This window comes from Cupriavidus sp. HY129 (assembly GCF_059492215.1).
In genome coordinates this window covers 2,541,628-2,556,561 of sequence record NZ_CP083254.1, presented here as the reverse complement: position 1 = coordinate 2,556,561, position 14,934 = coordinate 2,541,628, and the positions used below count along the sequence as shown (strand labels likewise).

The 14,934-nt window shown below is 65.4% G+C and carries 13 protein-coding genes; 5 read left to right on the top strand and 8 right to left on the bottom strand.

Going from position 1 to position 14,934, the window contains the following annotated elements:
• Positions 1-175 precede the first annotated feature (175 nt).
• On the bottom strand, positions 176-433 hold the full coding sequence (locus K6G35_RS11710) for a hypothetical protein (protein ID WP_008649880.1): 258 nt from the start codon (positions 431-433) through the stop codon (positions 176-178).
• A gap of 209 nt (positions 434-642) precedes the next feature.
• On the opposite strand from K6G35_RS11710, the gene K6G35_RS11705 reads away from it, so the two are divergent.
• Positions 643-1,923, top strand: coding sequence for a hypothetical protein (locus tag K6G35_RS11705; RefSeq protein WP_008649882.1), 1,281 nt, complete (start codon positions 643-645; stop codon positions 1,921-1,923).
• 117 nt (positions 1,924-2,040) lie between these two features.
• Here K6G35_RS11705 and K6G35_RS11700 read toward each other — a convergent pair whose 3' ends face one another.
• On the bottom strand, positions 2,041-3,279 hold the full coding sequence (locus K6G35_RS11700; RefSeq protein ID WP_495675755.1) for a glycosyltransferase: 1,239 nt from the start codon (positions 3,277-3,279) through the stop codon (positions 2,041-2,043).
• A gap of 240 nt (positions 3,280-3,519) precedes the next feature.
• Between K6G35_RS11700 and K6G35_RS11695 the strand changes: the two genes are divergently transcribed.
• A complete protein-coding gene (locus tag K6G35_RS11695) occupies positions 3,520-4,116 on the top strand; it encodes a hypothetical protein (RefSeq protein WP_035884849.1) in 597 nt (198 codons plus the stop codon).
• Between the two features lie 39 nt (positions 4,117-4,155).
• Here K6G35_RS11695 and K6G35_RS11690 read toward each other — a convergent pair whose 3' ends face one another.
• From K6G35_RS11690 to K6G35_RS11675, 4 genes are all read right to left on the bottom strand, one after another.
• Positions 4,156-4,932, bottom strand: coding sequence for a DeoR/GlpR family DNA-binding transcription regulator (locus K6G35_RS11690; protein ID WP_008649888.1), 777 nt, complete (start codon positions 4,930-4,932; stop codon positions 4,156-4,158).
• A gap of 108 nt (positions 4,933-5,040) precedes the next feature.
• On the bottom strand, positions 5,041-6,042 hold the full coding sequence (pdxA, locus tag K6G35_RS11685) for a 4-hydroxythreonine-4-phosphate dehydrogenase PdxA (protein ID WP_008649889.1): 1,002 nt from the start codon (positions 6,040-6,042) through the stop codon (positions 5,041-5,043).
• 30 nt (positions 6,043-6,072) lie between these two features.
• The gene (locus tag K6G35_RS11680) at positions 6,073-7,305 is read right to left on the bottom strand and encodes a four-carbon acid sugar kinase family protein (RefSeq protein WP_495675754.1); all 1,233 of its coding nucleotides are present in this window, start codon (positions 7,303-7,305) and stop codon (positions 6,073-6,075) included.
• Positions 7,302-8,285 carry a 2-keto-3-deoxygluconate permease gene (locus tag K6G35_RS11675; RefSeq protein ID WP_008649893.1) on the bottom strand — a complete coding sequence of 328 codons (984 nt, stop codon included), beginning with the start codon at positions 8,283-8,285 and terminating at the stop codon, positions 7,302-7,304. Before K6G35_RS11675 ends, K6G35_RS11680 begins: the two co-directional genes overlap by 4 nt.
• Before the next feature lie 270 nt (positions 8,286-8,555).
• Between K6G35_RS11675 and K6G35_RS11670 the strand changes: the two genes are divergently transcribed.
• A complete protein-coding gene (locus K6G35_RS11670; protein WP_495675753.1) occupies positions 8,556-9,164 on the top strand; it encodes a glutathione S-transferase in 609 nt (202 codons plus the stop codon).
• 190 nt (positions 9,165-9,354) lie between these two features.
• On the opposite strand, the gene K6G35_RS11665 is transcribed toward K6G35_RS11670, so the two are convergent.
• Positions 9,355-10,143, bottom strand: coding sequence for an IclR family transcriptional regulator domain-containing protein (locus K6G35_RS11665; protein WP_495676347.1), 789 nt, complete (start codon positions 10,141-10,143; stop codon positions 9,355-9,357).
• Positions 10,144-10,318: 175 nt separating this feature from the next.
• Between K6G35_RS11665 and K6G35_RS11660 the strand changes: the two genes are divergently transcribed.
• Positions 10,319-11,962, top strand: a complete 1,644-nt coding sequence (locus tag K6G35_RS11660) for an acyl CoA:acetate/3-ketoacid CoA transferase (protein WP_035884823.1) — start codon at positions 10,319-10,321, stop codon at positions 11,960-11,962.
• Positions 11,963-12,031: 69 nt separating this feature from the next.
• Complete coding sequence (locus K6G35_RS11655; RefSeq protein WP_008649910.1) at positions 12,032-13,045, top strand: Bug family tripartite tricarboxylate transporter substrate binding protein; 1,014 nt, start codon at positions 12,032-12,034, stop codon at positions 13,043-13,045.
• Positions 13,046-13,113: 68 nt separating this feature from the next.
• Here K6G35_RS11655 and K6G35_RS11650 read toward each other — a convergent pair whose 3' ends face one another.
• Complete coding sequence (locus tag K6G35_RS11650) at positions 13,114-14,721, bottom strand: alkaline phosphatase D family protein (RefSeq protein WP_051705561.1); 1,608 nt, start codon at positions 14,719-14,721, stop codon at positions 13,114-13,116.
• Between the last annotated feature and the right edge of the window lie 213 nt (positions 14,722-14,934).

Sequence of the window (14,934 nt, the reverse complement as noted above, 5' to 3'; positions counted from 1 at the left end):
ACTATACAGCCAATCGCAGAAAAGACAAACGGGAAATCCCCCGGTCTGGGCAAGAGGCCGTGTGGTTGGGCGTCGCGGGGGGCTTCCGGCTTCAGGTCATGCCGGCGAAAGGAGGGCCGGGGGCTGCGGTCGTGCCGGAGCCCCTGACTGGTCAGAAACGGGTGTGTTCAGTCTTTCAGTACTTGATGTCGCGGGCGGTCTGTCGCCCTTGCTGCTTGGTGTCCCGCTTGTCCTGCCGGCAATGCGAGTTGCTTTTCTGGTTCGCGGCGCGGCAATCCTGTTTGGTCTCGCGCGAGCCCTGGCGGGTGTCCTGGCGGACGTCGCGACCAGCGCGGCGTTGCTGCGCCTGTTCAGTGGCGCTGACCAGTCCGGGCGCCGGGATGACAACCATCGCGATGACCAGCGCGCCGAGCCTTCCATAGATGTTCGTCATTTGCCTGCCTCCCCAAAATCAAGCGACGAAGTCGTCCACCAAGACGTCTGGTAGCCAACCCGCCTGTACGTCAGTCTACCCCTCCACGCCTCATACGATCAGTTGATTCTCCAACGTAACGTCAGGGGATACGTTACCCATACGGTTGTCGCGCTCATGGCGAGCCATTGAACAACGCGTACAGGGAAATCAGAACAAGGGGGAGCCGTATGACACATCCTGCGAAGCTGACTGCAATGTCCTTTGCCTGCCTGACCATCGCGTTGGCGGGTTGTGGAGGAGGGGGCGATTCCACGCCAACGAGCGCCACTACCACGAGCACGGGAACGCAGCCGACCACGCCGACCACACAGTCTCCGACCGTCCAGCGCAATACGCTTCTGTCAGGGATCACGGATCCCGGTCCAAATATTGGCAACGATGGGGATTTCTATATCAATACCGCCACCTGGATGATCTTCGGGCCCAAGGCCAATGGCGTGTGGCCGGCGGGCGTGTCTCTGGCGGGGCCCGCAGGCGTAAATGGCACCAAGGGTACGACGGGCGCCACCGGAAATACCGGAGCAGCCGGCAACACCATTCTTTCCGGCTCGGTCGACCCGACCGACAGCGTTGGCAATAACGGGGACTATTACATCAACACCGCAACGTCCACGTTATTCGGGCCCAAGGCCAATGGCACGTGGCCACCGGGTACTTCGCTGGTGGGGCCGGCTGGCCCGAGCGGCAATCCCGGCGCGCCTGGTACCAACGGCAGCGCCGTGCTGTCTGGCAGCGGCGCTCCCGGCAACACCATTGGCAACAATGGCGACTTCTATCTCGACACCAGCACCTGGACGATCTACGGGCCGAAGGCCAATGGCGTCTGGCCGGCGGGCGTATCGCTGATCAACCAGAGTTCCAGCGGCGGCGGTACTAATACTGGTACTGGCACGGGCAGCGGTTCCGACACCGGCGGCCACATCCTGTCCGGGAGCGGCGCTCCGTCCGACAGCATCGGGGTCGACGGCGATTTCTATCTCGATACCACAACGTCCACCCTCTACGGCCCCAAGACGGGGGGCAAGTGGCCTGGCACCGGTATCACCATGACCACCGGCACCGTCTACAGCGGCAACTTCAATGTGCCCGATACATTGAGCCGTGGCGCGTATGTCATGACTGGCGACGGTGGCGCGGTGGCCTTGCCGAGCGATTTCGGCGTCACGATTCCGTACGACTGCAGAAGCGTTAGCCTGACGGCCACGACGCTTGGCAAAGCTACGGGCGTGTTGAACCTCGCTGTGTTCAAGGTCACGGGCTCCGGCGTTTCCGCGACGTACGCACCGGTCAGCGGGTTGAGTTGCAAGATCAGTAACGGTCAGCAGAACTGCAGCGTGCAGGCTCCGGCAGGTGCGGTAGCACATGGCGACAAGCTGCAGGTACAACTCGACAACAACCAGGCAACGGGCTGGGGCGGCCTCTCGGTCAACCTCGCGTGTTCGCTATAGCCTGATGATGACCGCTGCCGGATGCGGCGGTCATCATGCGTGCAGCGGGACGTCGTGTCCCGCTGCACGCTATTGGCAATCGCCGGCATCGGGCTGGGATTAGCGCACGGGGCCGGATCACAGACGGGCGGCTACCAGACGTCCGATCGCGCCAACAGCCGCAACCAATCCGTCCTCTTGCGCCATGCGTTCGCCAAGCGCGCGGGCGCGATCACAGACCTCTGGCCGTTGCGCGAATGCAATCGCCTGTGCCAGCGTGGAAGCCCGCAGCCGTTTGCCTGGGACCGGATCGCCGGCCACGCCGGCATCCCGTAGCCGCTGTGCCCAGAAGAACTGATCGCCCGCGAACGGCACAGCCACCGAAGGGATGCCGGCCCGCGCCGCCGAATGCGAGGTACCCGATCCGGCGTGATGAATCGCCATCGACGTCCGGGGGAAGAGCCAATGATGCGGGGTTTCGCCCACGATGAAGAAGTTCTTCGGCAATGACGCCCCATCAATGCCGCTCCAGCCAGGATAGAACAGCGCGCGCCGACCAGCGATGGCTGTGATCAGCGCATCGGTCATTGCCACATGATCGAACCCGGCCATGCTGCCGAAGCCGATGTAGATGGGCGCTTCTCCCGCTGCGAGGAATGCCTCGAGCGCTGGAGGTGGCGTCCAGTGGGTCGCTGCGGCGCTCCATTGCCCGCAGACGAATGCGTTCGCAGCCCAGTCCCGCGGGCGTGGCAGCAGGCTTGGCGATACGCCGTAGAGCATTGGATGATCGCTCCAGACATGCTTGCGTGCGGGCAGGCCGCAGACATCGGCTCGCGCGGCGTTGGTGGTTTTCTTGAATGCCTGCCAGAGCAGTTCGTTCACCAGACGGTGGCTGGCGCGATTGAGCCATCGCGGCACCTTGCCCGGTGGCAGGAAGGGCGAAGCGAAGTCGGCGGTCGGCGTGATGGGGATCAGTCCGGTACCGATGGCCGGGATGCCGCGATACTCGGCCACGGAAAGGCCGACAAAGGCGGCCAGCCCCGAGATGATCAACGCATCGCAACCCTCCGATGCGTCGGCGACCTCGCGCATCCAGGCCGGTGTGCTGGCATTGGCGATGGCCGCCAGCGCACGGCTCGTGTCCTGGAACCCGCCCTTGCGATAGACCGCGTTCGACAGCGCTTGCCCCGGCGCCAGCGCCTTGCGGATATCGCCTGAGAGTGCCGAGGCTGGGACGCCGAGCGCCTCGGCCGAATGCAGCGTCGAGGCGTCGGCCTGCAGATGCACCTCATGACCCGCGTCGATCAACGCACGGGCAAGCGCCGCGAGCGGGCGCGTGTCGCCTTCGGTTCCATAGGTCACCACAGCCAGCTTCATCGTTCACCTCTGCGTCGTACGGGCATGTGAGTGGCGATTATGGCATTCATGGTCGCGAGGATCTTGTCTGCACGAGCGGACATGCAGTCGTTCGTCACGCTGCGCGAAATGCGCCGTAACACGGCTTACAGACCGGGCGTCGTCTGCCTGCGCAGTTGCCGCATTAATGCAGGCAAGGGCGACGTCCCCATCAGAAACGACGGCCCGAGCACCCTGACAACGTATGTGGAGGAATCAATCATGAAGCGCAATTCCGTTCTTCTTGCTGGCCTGATCGCAGCCACCCTCTCGGGTATCGCCAGCGCGCAAACCGGCGCGGTGACCTACGACACCCAGCGCGACGTCAACCAGCAGCAGCGTATCGAGAATGGCCTGAAGTCGGGCACGCTGACCACGCGAGAGGCGTCAAGCCTGGAGCAGCAGGAGTCGAAGGTCGATCGCATGGAAGCCAATTCGCTGCAGAACGGCAAGCTTTCGCCGCAGGAGCAGGCCCGCATCCAGAACGCGCAGAACCGAGTGAGCCAGGATATATCGCGTGATACCCACAACGGCAAGGTCGGCAACCCGGACAGCGTGTCGTCACAGCGGATGCAGGCCGACGTCCAGCGCAATATCAATCAGGAGACGCGCGTCCGCAATGGTGTGGAAAATGGCTCGCTGACCAACCGGGAGACGGCGCAACTCGAGCGTGGCCAGGCGCATGTCGATCACGCGGAAGCGCGCGCGGGCCGTAACGGCCATGTCGGGGCGGGGGAACAACGCTCGATCAATCGTGCCGAGAACCATGCCAGCGGCCAGATCTACCACGACAAGCACAACGGCCATCGTCGCGGCTGAACGCCGGAGGGCGGATGTGCAAGCGCGGGCGGCGCGACGCTAACTCGCGACCGCCACGCGCACCTGCTTCAGCGCGCGGAACGGTTCTAGCTGGTCGGCGGTGGCATCGCCATCTGTCACCAGCGTCCATCCGCGTTCCAGCGGGGTCCAATGCTGCTGGCGGGCGCGGCCCAGCTTGGTCGAGTCGGCCAGCACGAAGATATCGGCGGCTTGCCGGATGATGCATTCCTTCAGATAAGCCTGTTCGGCGCTGGCCTCGCACAGGCCCACGCCAGCCACGACACCGTCGGCGCCCAGGAATGCCTTGTCGACGCTGATGCGCGACAGCGCCAACTGTGCCAGCGGGCCGAACGTGCCCATGCTCGATGGCCGCACATCGCCGCCGATCAGCGTGACGCGGACTTCGGGCAGGCCGGCCAGAGCAGTGACCACAAGCAGGTTCGTCGTGTAGACATGCAGGTCCGAACGCGCGGCGAGCATCCGGGCCAACGCGGCCGCCGTGGTGCCGCTATCGAGCAGCACGGCGTCACCGTCGTCGACAAAGGTCGCCGCCATGCGCGCGATCGACTCCTTCTGGTCGCGTTGCAGTGCCTTGCGTTCCTCGAGCGAAGCCTCGGGTTCGTGCCCGCCGATCTGCATCAGCGGCGCGGCACCGCCGTAAGTGCGCACGATGCGCCCTTCGCGTGCCAGCGCGGTGAGGTCGCGGCGCACCGTTGCTTCGGATACGCCGAGGTTGCTGGTCAACCGTTCAACGTTGGCATCCTCGCCGGACAGTACGAGTTCGAGGATAGCGCGGCGGCGGTCGGCGGCTTTCATGGATGGGAAAAGAGAAAAGGGGATCGCAAACGATCCCCGATCTTACCGCAGCGGTGGCTGGCTCAAGCCGTGTGGCCGTGTCGCCGTGTGGCTGGGCCGCCGGTCCGCTCACGCGCGGCGGGTAGCCAGTTCCGCGCCCTGGCGCAACGCTTCCAGCAGGCTGCGTTCGTCGGCGATGCCCTTGCCGGCGATGTCGAACGCCGTGCCGTGGTCCACCGACGTGCGGATGACTGGCAGGCCCACGGTGATGTTCACACCGGCTTCCAGGCCAAGCACCTTGACCGGGCCATGGCCCTGATCGTGATACATGGCCACCACGAGATCGAAATCGCCACGGCCAGCGCGGTAGAACAGTGTATCGGCCGGCAGCGGGCCTTCCACGTCCCAGCCGCGCGCGCGCAGTGCTTCCACGGCCGGAATGATCTTCTGCTCTTCCTCGCCGTGACCGAACAGGCCGTTCTCGCCAGCGTGCGGGTTGATGCCGCAGACGCCGATGCGCGGGGCAGCGATGCCCGCGCGCTGCAGCGTCACCTGGCCGCGCTCGATCGTGCGCTGTACCAGACCGGGCTCGATCTTGCGGATGGCATCCAGCAGGCCGATGTGCGTGGTGACGTGAATCACGCGCAGCTTCGGCGCGACGAGCATCATCGAGACTTCGGGCGTGCCGGTCAGGTGCGCCAGCATCTCGGTGTGGCCCGGAAACTTGTGGCCGCCCGCGTGCAGGGCTTCCTTGTTCAGCGGCGCGGTGCAGATCGCATCGATCTTTTCTTCCTGCGCCAGTCTGACCGCGCGCTCGATGTAGCGGAACGCGGCGTCGCCGGCCACGGCGGACAGTTTGCCGAACGGCAGGTCTTCGGGGATCAGGCCCAGGTCGATGCAGTCGATCGTGCCCGGCTCGAAGCGTGCTTCCTCGGGCGACTGGATCGCGCGGATCCTGAGGGCCGAGTTGACGAGTTTGCCTGCCTGTTCGAGCCGGCGCGCATCGCCGATGACCAGCGGGCGGCATTGGGCGTAGACGGTTTCGTGGGCCAGGCTCTTGACGATGACTTCGGGCCCGATGCCCGTGGCATCACCCATCGTGATGCCGATGACAGGAATGTAGTCGCTCATGTTTGTCTTTATCCCGTTTCGTGGGGCGGTTCAGTTCTGGCGCATGGCTTGCCACGCCAGCCACAACGCGGCTTCGGTGCCGAATGCACCGGCCTTGGTGGCCACGCGGCGCGCCGGCGCGCCAGGGAGGGATTCAATGGTGTCGGACAGCGGCACGCCGGGTTCGACCTCGTGCCGTAATGCCAGCGCGGCAATACCGGCCGCGCCGAGCATGGCGCGCGCGGTTTCGCCGCCGGTGGCGATCAATCCGCCAACATGTTCGAAGGAGGGCAGAACCAGTTGCGCGAGCGCGGTCGACAGCCGCGGCCCTTCGGCCGGGTCGAAGGCATCGTCGCGGCCGATGCTGAGCAGCAGATCGCGGCCGGCGCTCAGGCATGTCGTGATCGATTGCCGCGTGGTGGTCCATGCGGGATGGCCCGGGCCATCGCGTAGCGTCTGCGGCGCCACGATCAGGGCTTCCATTCGCGCCCGCTCGCACAGGTAGGCGGCTTGCTTGCCGGAGATGCCCGACATGCTGCCGACCATCGTCAGCATCGGACCCCGGTGATACGTGAGCGGAGATGTCGTCTCCGCACGCGAGACCTGCGCTACGGCGGACAGCGCGCGCGCCAGTCCGCCGGAGCCGACCCAGTACGCCGGCGTGTCGAGCTGACTCGAGGCGTCGGCCAGCGTCACCAGATCCTGTTCGGTTTCGGCGTCGCAGACAACTGCTGCGATGCCGTCCGCCTGTCGCGCACGCAACTCGGCGAGCACGGCCGGGGCGCCGGCACGAACGACGTCGAGCGGCAGTAGTGCCGTGGCCAGTCCGCGCGCGGCGAGCAGCGCCACCATGTCAGCGTGACCGTTCAGGCCTTCCAGGCGCCAGATGTCGGTGTCCTCCAGTGGCTGGCCGTTGACGAACATGCGGCCGCCGCGCGTGGTGCGCCCCGTCGCGGGGAACGCCGGCGCGATGATCGCCAGCCCTGCCAGCGGCTGCAATGCCACCGTTTCGGCGGCCCAGTTGCCGCGCAGGGTCGAGTCGATTTTCTTGTACAGACGCCGGTGCCGGCCGTCGCCGCGATGCCAGGCGTCGATGTTGCTGGTGGTGGCATCTTCGGGCGTCATGCGGCGGCTATCGACATCAGCCGCCACGATTTCTGCATCGGCGATGCCGACGGAATCGGCCACGTCGAGTGTGACCACCGCGCGCGCGCCGTGCGCGGCAAAGCCGATCGCGCAGTCAGCGGCGCCGGACAGGTCGTCGGCGATGATCAGCCAGGTCATGCGGTGGTCCTGGCCACGGCCGCACTGGTGCGATTGGCTACCCGGCGTGCCACGAATGCGGTGACCAGCGGCGTCAGCACGGCGGTCACGACCACGCAGGCGGCTACCAAAATCGTGGCGCTCTTGGCCGCTTCGGTATAGGCGGGGTTGGCTGCCGCCACCAGCGTGGGTACCGCTGCGGCATTGCCCGCGGTGCTTGCCGCCGCAACACCCGCCACACCCGTGCCGCCGCTCAGGCGGTCCGCGATATACAGCGCGAAGCCGGTGACCACCACCACTGCCACACCCAGGCCGAGGCCAAGCATGCCGGCCTGCCAGACCTTGTGCAGATCGAGGCCCGCGCCCAGCGCCAGCGCGAAGAACGGAATCATCACGGGAACGGCCTTGCTGAGGAAGTCGCGCATCTCGCGATCGAGGTTACCGAGCAGCATGCCCAGCATCAGCGGCAGGATACTGCCAACCAGTGTCGGCCAGGGGAATGCCGAAAGACCAGCCACGCCCAGCGTCACCATGGTCAGGAACGGCCCCGATTCCAGCGACATGATCGAGTAGGCGCCGACGTCCTCGGGCCGGCCGTACTGACCCATCAGCGCCATGTACAGGCCGCCGTTGGTGTCGTTCATCGCGGCCACCACGGCCAGTGTGGAGAGGCCGGCGAACATGCCCGCGCTGATCGGCGACTCGCCGAGGAAGTGGCCGAGGATCACGCCCAGCAGCATTGCCGTGCCCACCTTGGTGGCGAACAGCACGCCGCCTTTCTTGACGATGTATGGGGTGGCCTTGATGTTGATGCTGGCGCCCATGCAGACATAGAACACCGCCAGGATCGGCAGGGCGCCGGTGAACAGCGCGTTGGTGAACGACCCGAAGAACTTCGGGCCGTCGGGCGCGAAGGTGGCAACCAGTGAACCGATCAGCAACGGCACGATCATCATGCCGCCCGGCACGCGCTCGATGGCGCGCTTGATATGAATCTGCATGTTCGTCTCCAGCCGCGCCTGGGGTGCGCGGCAGCCTGTGTGTTTTGATCAAAGAATTGATTGAATCGATCAATTCAGGGGCGAAGTGTAGGCGAAATGCGAATTTCTGACCAGTTCAATCATTGATATGATCGAAATGATCATTGGGTTGCTTGAGCGACGCGGTCATGTGCTGTCACGTGCGGCACGCTGCATGTGCGTCCGGGCTGCGCTATCGTATGCGTCCCGGCGCGGAAATCGCCGCGTCACCCAGCCACCGGAGCCAAGGAAATGAGACTGATCGGGATGCTCGACTCTCCCTACGTACGCCGCGCCGCCATCGCGCTGCGCCTGCTCGACCTGCCGTTCACGCATGAATCGGTGTCGGTATTCCGTACTTTCGATCAGTTCCGCGCGATCAATCCAGTGGTCAAGGCGCCTTCGCTGGTTTGCGATAACGGCGTTGTGTTGATGGATTCGACGCTGATCATCGACTACGCGGAAACGCTGGCAGGCCGCAGCCTGATGCCTGCGGGTCTGATGGATCGCCAGCGCGCGCTGCGCACGATTGGCCTGGCGTTGGCGGCCTGCGAAAAGGTGGTCCAGAACGTCTACGAGCACAACCTTCGGCCCGAAGCCAAGCAGCATGAGCCCTGGCTGGAACGGATCGACGGCCAGCGCGCGGCCGCGTTTGAGCTGCTGGAGCAGGAGATCGCCAAGATGCCGGTGCCGGCCGACGCCCGTGCGCTTGATCAGGCAGGACTGACCGCTGCCGTGGTCTGGACGTTCACGCAGGCCATGTTGCCGGGAAAGGTCGACCCAGCGCGGCATCCGGCGCTGGCGGCGTTCACATCGGCGGTCGAACGGTTCGCTCCGTTCCAGGATCTGCCGCACGCATGACTTTTCGCGGAAGTTAGGTGCGTTACCCCACGCTTTTCCCCACATTCGGGTGATGCCGAGCCGCAGGTCTTCCACCAAGATAGCCCTTGGGGCGACTGGATCCTTGCCCCGCTACCACTTCAGCCCCGCGACCTCCCCGGCCAGCGGGGCTTTTTCCTTTCGGGCCCGTTTGCGTGTTGGCCGTGCGTCGTCAGCGTGCTTTCAGGATGGACTCGATCTGCGCCGCCGTGCGTCGTAGCGGCGGCAAGTAGTGTTTCTCGAGATATGCCTGATCGCGGCTGCCCAGCACCATGCTCAGGCCCAGGCCGGCCACGGTCTTGTCGGTCTGGTCATGCAGCGGCACCGAGATGCCGGCGAAGCCATCCGCCAATTCACTGATCAGCGTGCAAAAGCCGTCGGCGCGCACCGCTTCGAGCTTGCGCGCCAGCGCGGGGCCCGAACTGATTGTGAATGGCGTCAGTTGCCTGAGTTCAGCTTGCGCGAGATAGGCGTCGAGCGCTTCAGCGTCGAGCCCCGCCAGCAGCACGCGGCCGAGCGAGTGTGCATATGCCGGCATCCGGCGGCCGATGGCCATGTCCACGCGCAGTAGCTGGCTGGGTTCCTCGCGCGCGACCAGCACCACGGATTCCTGGTCGAGCATCCCGACCGAGCAGCTTTCGCCGACTTCGGCGCAGAGTGTCTGCAAGTAGGGGCGGGCCAGTTGCGGCAGGTTCATCGACGCAAAGTACGCGTAGCCCAGATCCATCACTTTTGGTGTCAGGGCAAACTGCCGGCCTTCCTGCGCCAGGTAGCCGTTGTGCGCCAGCGTCAGCAGCAGCCGGCGCGCGGCCGCGCGGGTGACGTCGAGTTCTTCCGCCACCTCCTGCATCGTCAGACGCTCCACGCCGCTGGCGTACAGCCGCAGCAGGGCAAGCCCCTTGGTCAGCGAGTCGAGCAGTTCTTCCTTCTTCGGGATCTCCGGAGCGTGGTCGTCAGGCATTGGCGTGGAGGTCAATCAAAGGTATCCGAGGGTCAGACCGGGCTTGCGTCCGGGCTGCCGATCCGTATGATATGCGTTTTCCGAACAAATGTTCGCAAAACGTGGTTCGGCGAAAACCACGGTGGCAGGACAATCCGGAAACGCCAGAAAAAACCAGAAGAACCAGGAGACAGCAATGAAGGTGATCACCACCGCGCAGGCGGCCGCGCTCGTGCAGAGCGGCTGGACCGTGGCCAGCGCCGGGTTTGTCGGCGCGGGACACGCCGAAGGGGTGACCGAGGCGCTCGAGCAGCGCTTCTTGCGCGAGGCCCTGCCACGAGACCTGACGCTGGTGTATTCGGCCGGGCAGGGCGACCGGGGCGCCCGTGGTGTGAACCATTTCGGTAACGTCGGCATGACCCGCGCGGTCGTCGGCGGTCACTGGCGCTCCGCCACGCGGCTGGCCACGCTGGCGATGACCGAGCAGTGCGAAGGCTTCAACCTGCCACAGGGCGTGCTCACGCATCTCTATCGGGCCATCGCTGGCGGCAAGCCCGGCGTGCTGACCAAGATCGGTCTGCATACGTTCGTCGATCCTCGTGTCGAGAAGGACGCGCGTTACCACGGTGGCGCGGTCAACCAGCGTGCCCGCGATGCCATTGCCGCCGGTACAGCGAACTGGGTAGAGGCGGTCGACTTCCGTGGCGACGAATATTTGTTCTACCCGAGCTTCCGCATTGATTGCGCGCTGATCCGCTGCACGGCGTCCGACACGCGCGGCAATCTCAGCACGCATCGCGAGGCCTTCCACCACGAACTGCTGGCGATGGCGCAAGCCGCGCACAACTCGGGCGGCATCGTGATCGCCCAGGTGGAGTCGGTGGTCGACTACCACGAGACCCTGCAGGCCATCCACGTGCCGGGCATTCTGGTGGACTACGTGGTGGTCAGTGAACAGCCCGGGCATCACCTGATGACGTTTGCCGAGGCCTACAACGAAGCCTACGTCAGGCCCTGGCGCGGTGAAGCTGCCGAGGCCGCGGAGCGGGCGAAGGAAGCCGAGGTGCTGCCCGATGCGTCGGCGCAACTCGATGCGCGCACGATCGCGCAGCGGCGCGCCGTCATGGAGCTAGCGGCACGCAAACCGCGCGTGGTGAACCTGGGTGTCGGGATGCCGGCCGCGGTTGGCGCGCTGGCGCATCAGGCCGGCCTGGGCGGTTTCACGCTGACCGTGGAAGCCGGTCCGATCGGCGGCACGCCGGCGGATGGACTGAGCTTCGGCGCGTCGGCCTATCCTGAGGCGGTGGTCGACCAGCCCGCGCAGTTCGACTTCTACGAAGGCGGCGGCATCGACCTGGCGATCCTCGGTCTGGCTGAACTCGACGGGCACGGCAACGTCAACGTGAGCAAGTTCGGGGAAGGCGAGGGTGCGTTGATTGCCGGTGTTGGCGGCTTTATCAACATCACCCAGAGCGCACGCGCGGTGGTGTTCATGGGCACGCTGACAGCCGGTGGCCTCGAGATACGGGTCGAGCAGGACCAGTTGCGGATCGCGCGCGAGGGTCGTGTGAAGAAGATCGTGCCCGAGGTATCGCACCTGAGCTTCAACGGCCCGTACGTGGCGTCGCTCGGTGTGCCTGTGCTTTACATCACCGAACGTGCCGTATTCGAAATGCGTGCTGACGCGCAGGGCGATGCTCGCCTGACGCTGGTCGAGATCGCTCCCGGCGTGGACCTGCAACGCGACGTGCTCGATCAATGCGCCACGCCGGTCGCCGTGGCCGATGACCTGCGCCTGATGGACGCGCGGCTGTTCCGGCCGGGCGTCATGAAGCTCTGAAACGGATTTTCAAGAACGAGAAAGCAGGCCGGCGTGTCCTGTTCGCCGGCAGCAATTGGAGGAAGCACCGTGCAATACCGTAGTCACCGTCATCAACGTACCCATCGCCGTCTGGCGCTGTCCGCGCTCGCCGTGGCGGCACTGCTGCCGTTCGTCCCTGCCGCTGCGCAGGCCCAGGCGAACTACCCGGACAAGCCGATCCGGCTGGTCGTGCCGTTCCCGGCCGGTGGTCCCACCGATACCGCTGCGCGCATCATCGGCCAGAAGATGAGCGAGACGCTCAAGCAGCCGATCGTCATCGACAATCGTCCGGGCGCATCGGGCACCATCGGCACCGAGACCGTGGCCAAGGCCACGCCTGACGGCTACACGATCGTGATGCTCGCCACGCCGACGCTGCTGGCGCCGTATCTGCTGCCGCGCAAGGGCTACGACATTTTCAAGGACTTCGCGCCGATCGGTAACGCGTATGAGCTGCCGATCGTGATGGTGGTCAATCCGCACGCGCTGCCCGATGTGACCAACCTGCAGCAGTACATCGCAAAGGCCAAGGCCAATCCCGGCCAGATGAACTACACCAGCGCGGGCAATGGCAGCTTCGGTCATCTGTCGACGGAGCTTCTGAAGAACCTCGGCCACTTCGACGTGCAGCACGTGCCTTACAAAGGCAGCGCGCCGGCCATGTCCGACGTGCTGGCCGGACAGGTGCCGATGATGTTCTCCGACATGATTGCCGCGCTGCCGCACATCAAGGCGGGCAAGCTGCGCGCAATCGCGGTGGGGTCAAGCAAGCGCGTGAGCTTCGCGCCCGAGGTGAAGACCGTGGCGGAGCAGGGCTTCCCGGGATTCGACGCAGCGTCGTGGGGTGGCTTGCTGGCGCCGGCCGGCACGTCCAAGGAGATCGTGGCCAAGCTGTCGGCCGCGCTCAAGGGGGCGCTGGCCGATCCGACCGTCGAGCAGAAGATGCTGGGCGCCGGCACCGTGGCCTCGTACCTGCCTTCCGACCAGTTCGCCACGCGTATGCGCAATGACTACGCGAAGTGGGGCAAGGTCATTCAGGACAACGGTATCAAGAGCGATTGATACCGGCGATTGATACCGGCGATTGATACCGCCGTCCGGCGTTTCGGTCGGCGGCTTCGCGAGGACGCTCAGGCCTGCGCCTGCAGCGTCTGCGAATACTGCGACACGCCGTTCAGGTCACGCAGATCGACGGTCAGCGCGCGTGAGGCGGGGTCGATGTTGACCTCGCCGAAGAACTGATAGCCGGCAAACGGCGACATGTTCTGCGCGGTGGGCGCTTTCTGGAATGCGACATGCGGCCCGAACGTGTTGTCGAGCGGGTTCGGGCCGAAGCTGCCTGCATTGAGCGGGCCGGCCACGAATTCCCAGAACGGATCGAAATCCTTGTACACCGCGCGTTCCGGCGAGTAGTGGTGGGCGGCGCAATAGTGCACGTCCGCCGTCACCCACACCACGTTCTTGATGCCGGCTTGTCGGATGCGCGTGAGCAGTCGCGCGGTTTCGAGTTCGCGTCCCAGGGCCGGACCGTCGCCGTTGGCGATGGCTTCCCAGCGCGGACGCCCCTGAGCGTCCTTGCCATCTGGCACGCCAAGGCCGATCGGCATATCAGCGGCGATGACCTTCCAGGTGGCCCGCGATGCCATCAGTTCCGCCACCAGCCATTCGAGCTGCGCATTGCCGAGGAATGCCGTGGCCGCGCTCTCGGTCGTCTCGCGGTTATAGCCATTTGGACCGCGGAAGCTGCGCATGTCGAGCACGAACACGTCCAGCAACGGTCCGTAGCCGATCTTGCGATGCACGCGCTCGGCCAGCCCCTGGCGGTGCCAGCGCATCGGCGCGTTTTCCAGGAAGGCGCGGCTGCCGCGCGCCACCAGCACGCGCACGTCTTTTTCCGTGTAGCGCGCGTCGCCGGAGAGATCCTTCGAGGCCGACCAGTTGTTGGTGATCTCGTGGTCGTCCCACTGCCAGATCTGCGGGACCTGGCTCGCAAAGCGGCGCACGTTGGTGTCCATCATGTTGTAGCGATGGCGGCCGCGGAATTCCTTCAGCGTCTCGGCGACCTTGCTGACTTCCTCCGTCACCAGGTTGCGCCAGATACGGCCATCCTCGGCTTTCTGCTCGGCCGTGATCGGGCTGTCCGCGTAGATCGTGTCGCCGCTGTGGATGAAGAAGTCCGGGTTGCGCTGGCGCATCGCTTCATAGATGCGCATCCCGCCGAGGTCGGGGTTGATGCCCCAGCCTTGGCCGACCGTATCGCCCGACCAGACGAAGCGGATCGGGCGATCGGCCTGCTGGGACGGGGTGCGGAACGAACCCTCCGTCCAGGCGCCCATGCCACGGCGTTGCTCGGGGTTCTCGAATGCGACGCGCACGTGGTATTGCTGACCCGGCAGCAGGCCGGTCAGCAAGGTGCGGGCGGTGAGGTCGGCTTCACTGGTCGCCAGCGGGCCTGAAATGCGCATCGGATTGCGGAAACCCGGCTCGGTGGCGTATTCGACCACCATGCGCGACTGGCGCTCGGCGCGTGCCCAGACCACGAGCCCGTCATCCGACGGATCGCCAAGCTGGATGCCGTCGGGCGTGTTCGGGCGTCCGTTCGACACCACGGCCGGGGCCGCGAGCACCGCCGGTCCAACCAGCGCCAGACTGGCGCCCAGGCCCAAAAAGCGCCGGGAAGTGCGCAGGAACCTGCGTCGGGTCAGATCGCTGGGCTCGGCGAGCGGGGTGGTGGTCATGGTGGAGTCCGTGGTGGAACGCTTTTTCTGGGTGGTATGGTCGGCGCTTGAGCCGGGGCGACATCGTCGCGCGTGGATGTGACATGTTGTTGACATCGCAGGCGCCGATACTGGCTAGCGTCCGGGATGACCGCGCCCGGGCAGTAATGGTAGAATCCAAGTCTTTGATTTTCCGGGCAATTCACCCTTTGCCCGGTCTCAGTTCCAGACGCG

Excerpts from the sequence above, each read along its gene's own strand:
- K6G35_RS11710 (WP_008649880.1), bottom strand. The coding sequence starts at position 433 with ATGACGAACATCTATGGAAGGCTCGGCGCGCTGGTCATCGCGATGGTT.
- K6G35_RS11705 (WP_008649882.1), top strand. The coding sequence starts at position 643 with ATGACACATCCTGCGAAGCTGACTGCAATGTCCTTTGCCTGCCTGACC.
- K6G35_RS11700 (WP_495675755.1), bottom strand. The coding sequence starts at position 3,279 with ATGAAGCTGGCTGTGGTGACCTATGGAACCGAAGGCGACACGCGCCCG.
- K6G35_RS11695 (WP_035884849.1), top strand. The coding sequence starts at position 3,520 with ATGAAGCGCAATTCCGTTCTTCTTGCTGGCCTGATCGCAGCCACCCTC.
- K6G35_RS11690 (WP_008649888.1), bottom strand. The coding sequence starts at position 4,932 with ATGAAAGCCGCCGACCGCCGCCGCGCTATCCTCGAACTCGTACTGTCC.
- pdxA (WP_008649889.1), bottom strand. The coding sequence starts at position 6,042 with ATGAGCGACTACATTCCTGTCATCGGCATCACGATGGGTGATGCCACG.
- K6G35_RS11680 (WP_495675754.1), bottom strand. The coding sequence starts at position 7,305 with ATGACCTGGCTGATCATCGCCGACGACCTGTCCGGCGCCGCTGACTGC.
- K6G35_RS11675 (WP_008649893.1), bottom strand. The coding sequence starts at position 8,285 with ATGCAGATTCATATCAAGCGCGCCATCGAGCGCGTGCCGGGCGGCATG.
- K6G35_RS11670 (WP_495675753.1), top strand. The coding sequence starts at position 8,556 with ATGAGACTGATCGGGATGCTCGACTCTCCCTACGTACGCCGCGCCGCC.
- K6G35_RS11665 (WP_495676347.1), bottom strand. The coding sequence starts at position 10,143 with ATGCCTGACGACCACGCTCCGGAGATCCCGAAGAAGGAAGAACTGCTC.
- K6G35_RS11660 (WP_035884823.1), top strand. The coding sequence starts at position 10,319 with ATGAAGGTGATCACCACCGCGCAGGCGGCCGCGCTCGTGCAGAGCGGC.
- K6G35_RS11650 (WP_051705561.1), bottom strand. The coding sequence starts at position 14,721 with ATGACCACCACCCCGCTCGCCGAGCCCAGCGATCTGACCCGACGCAGG.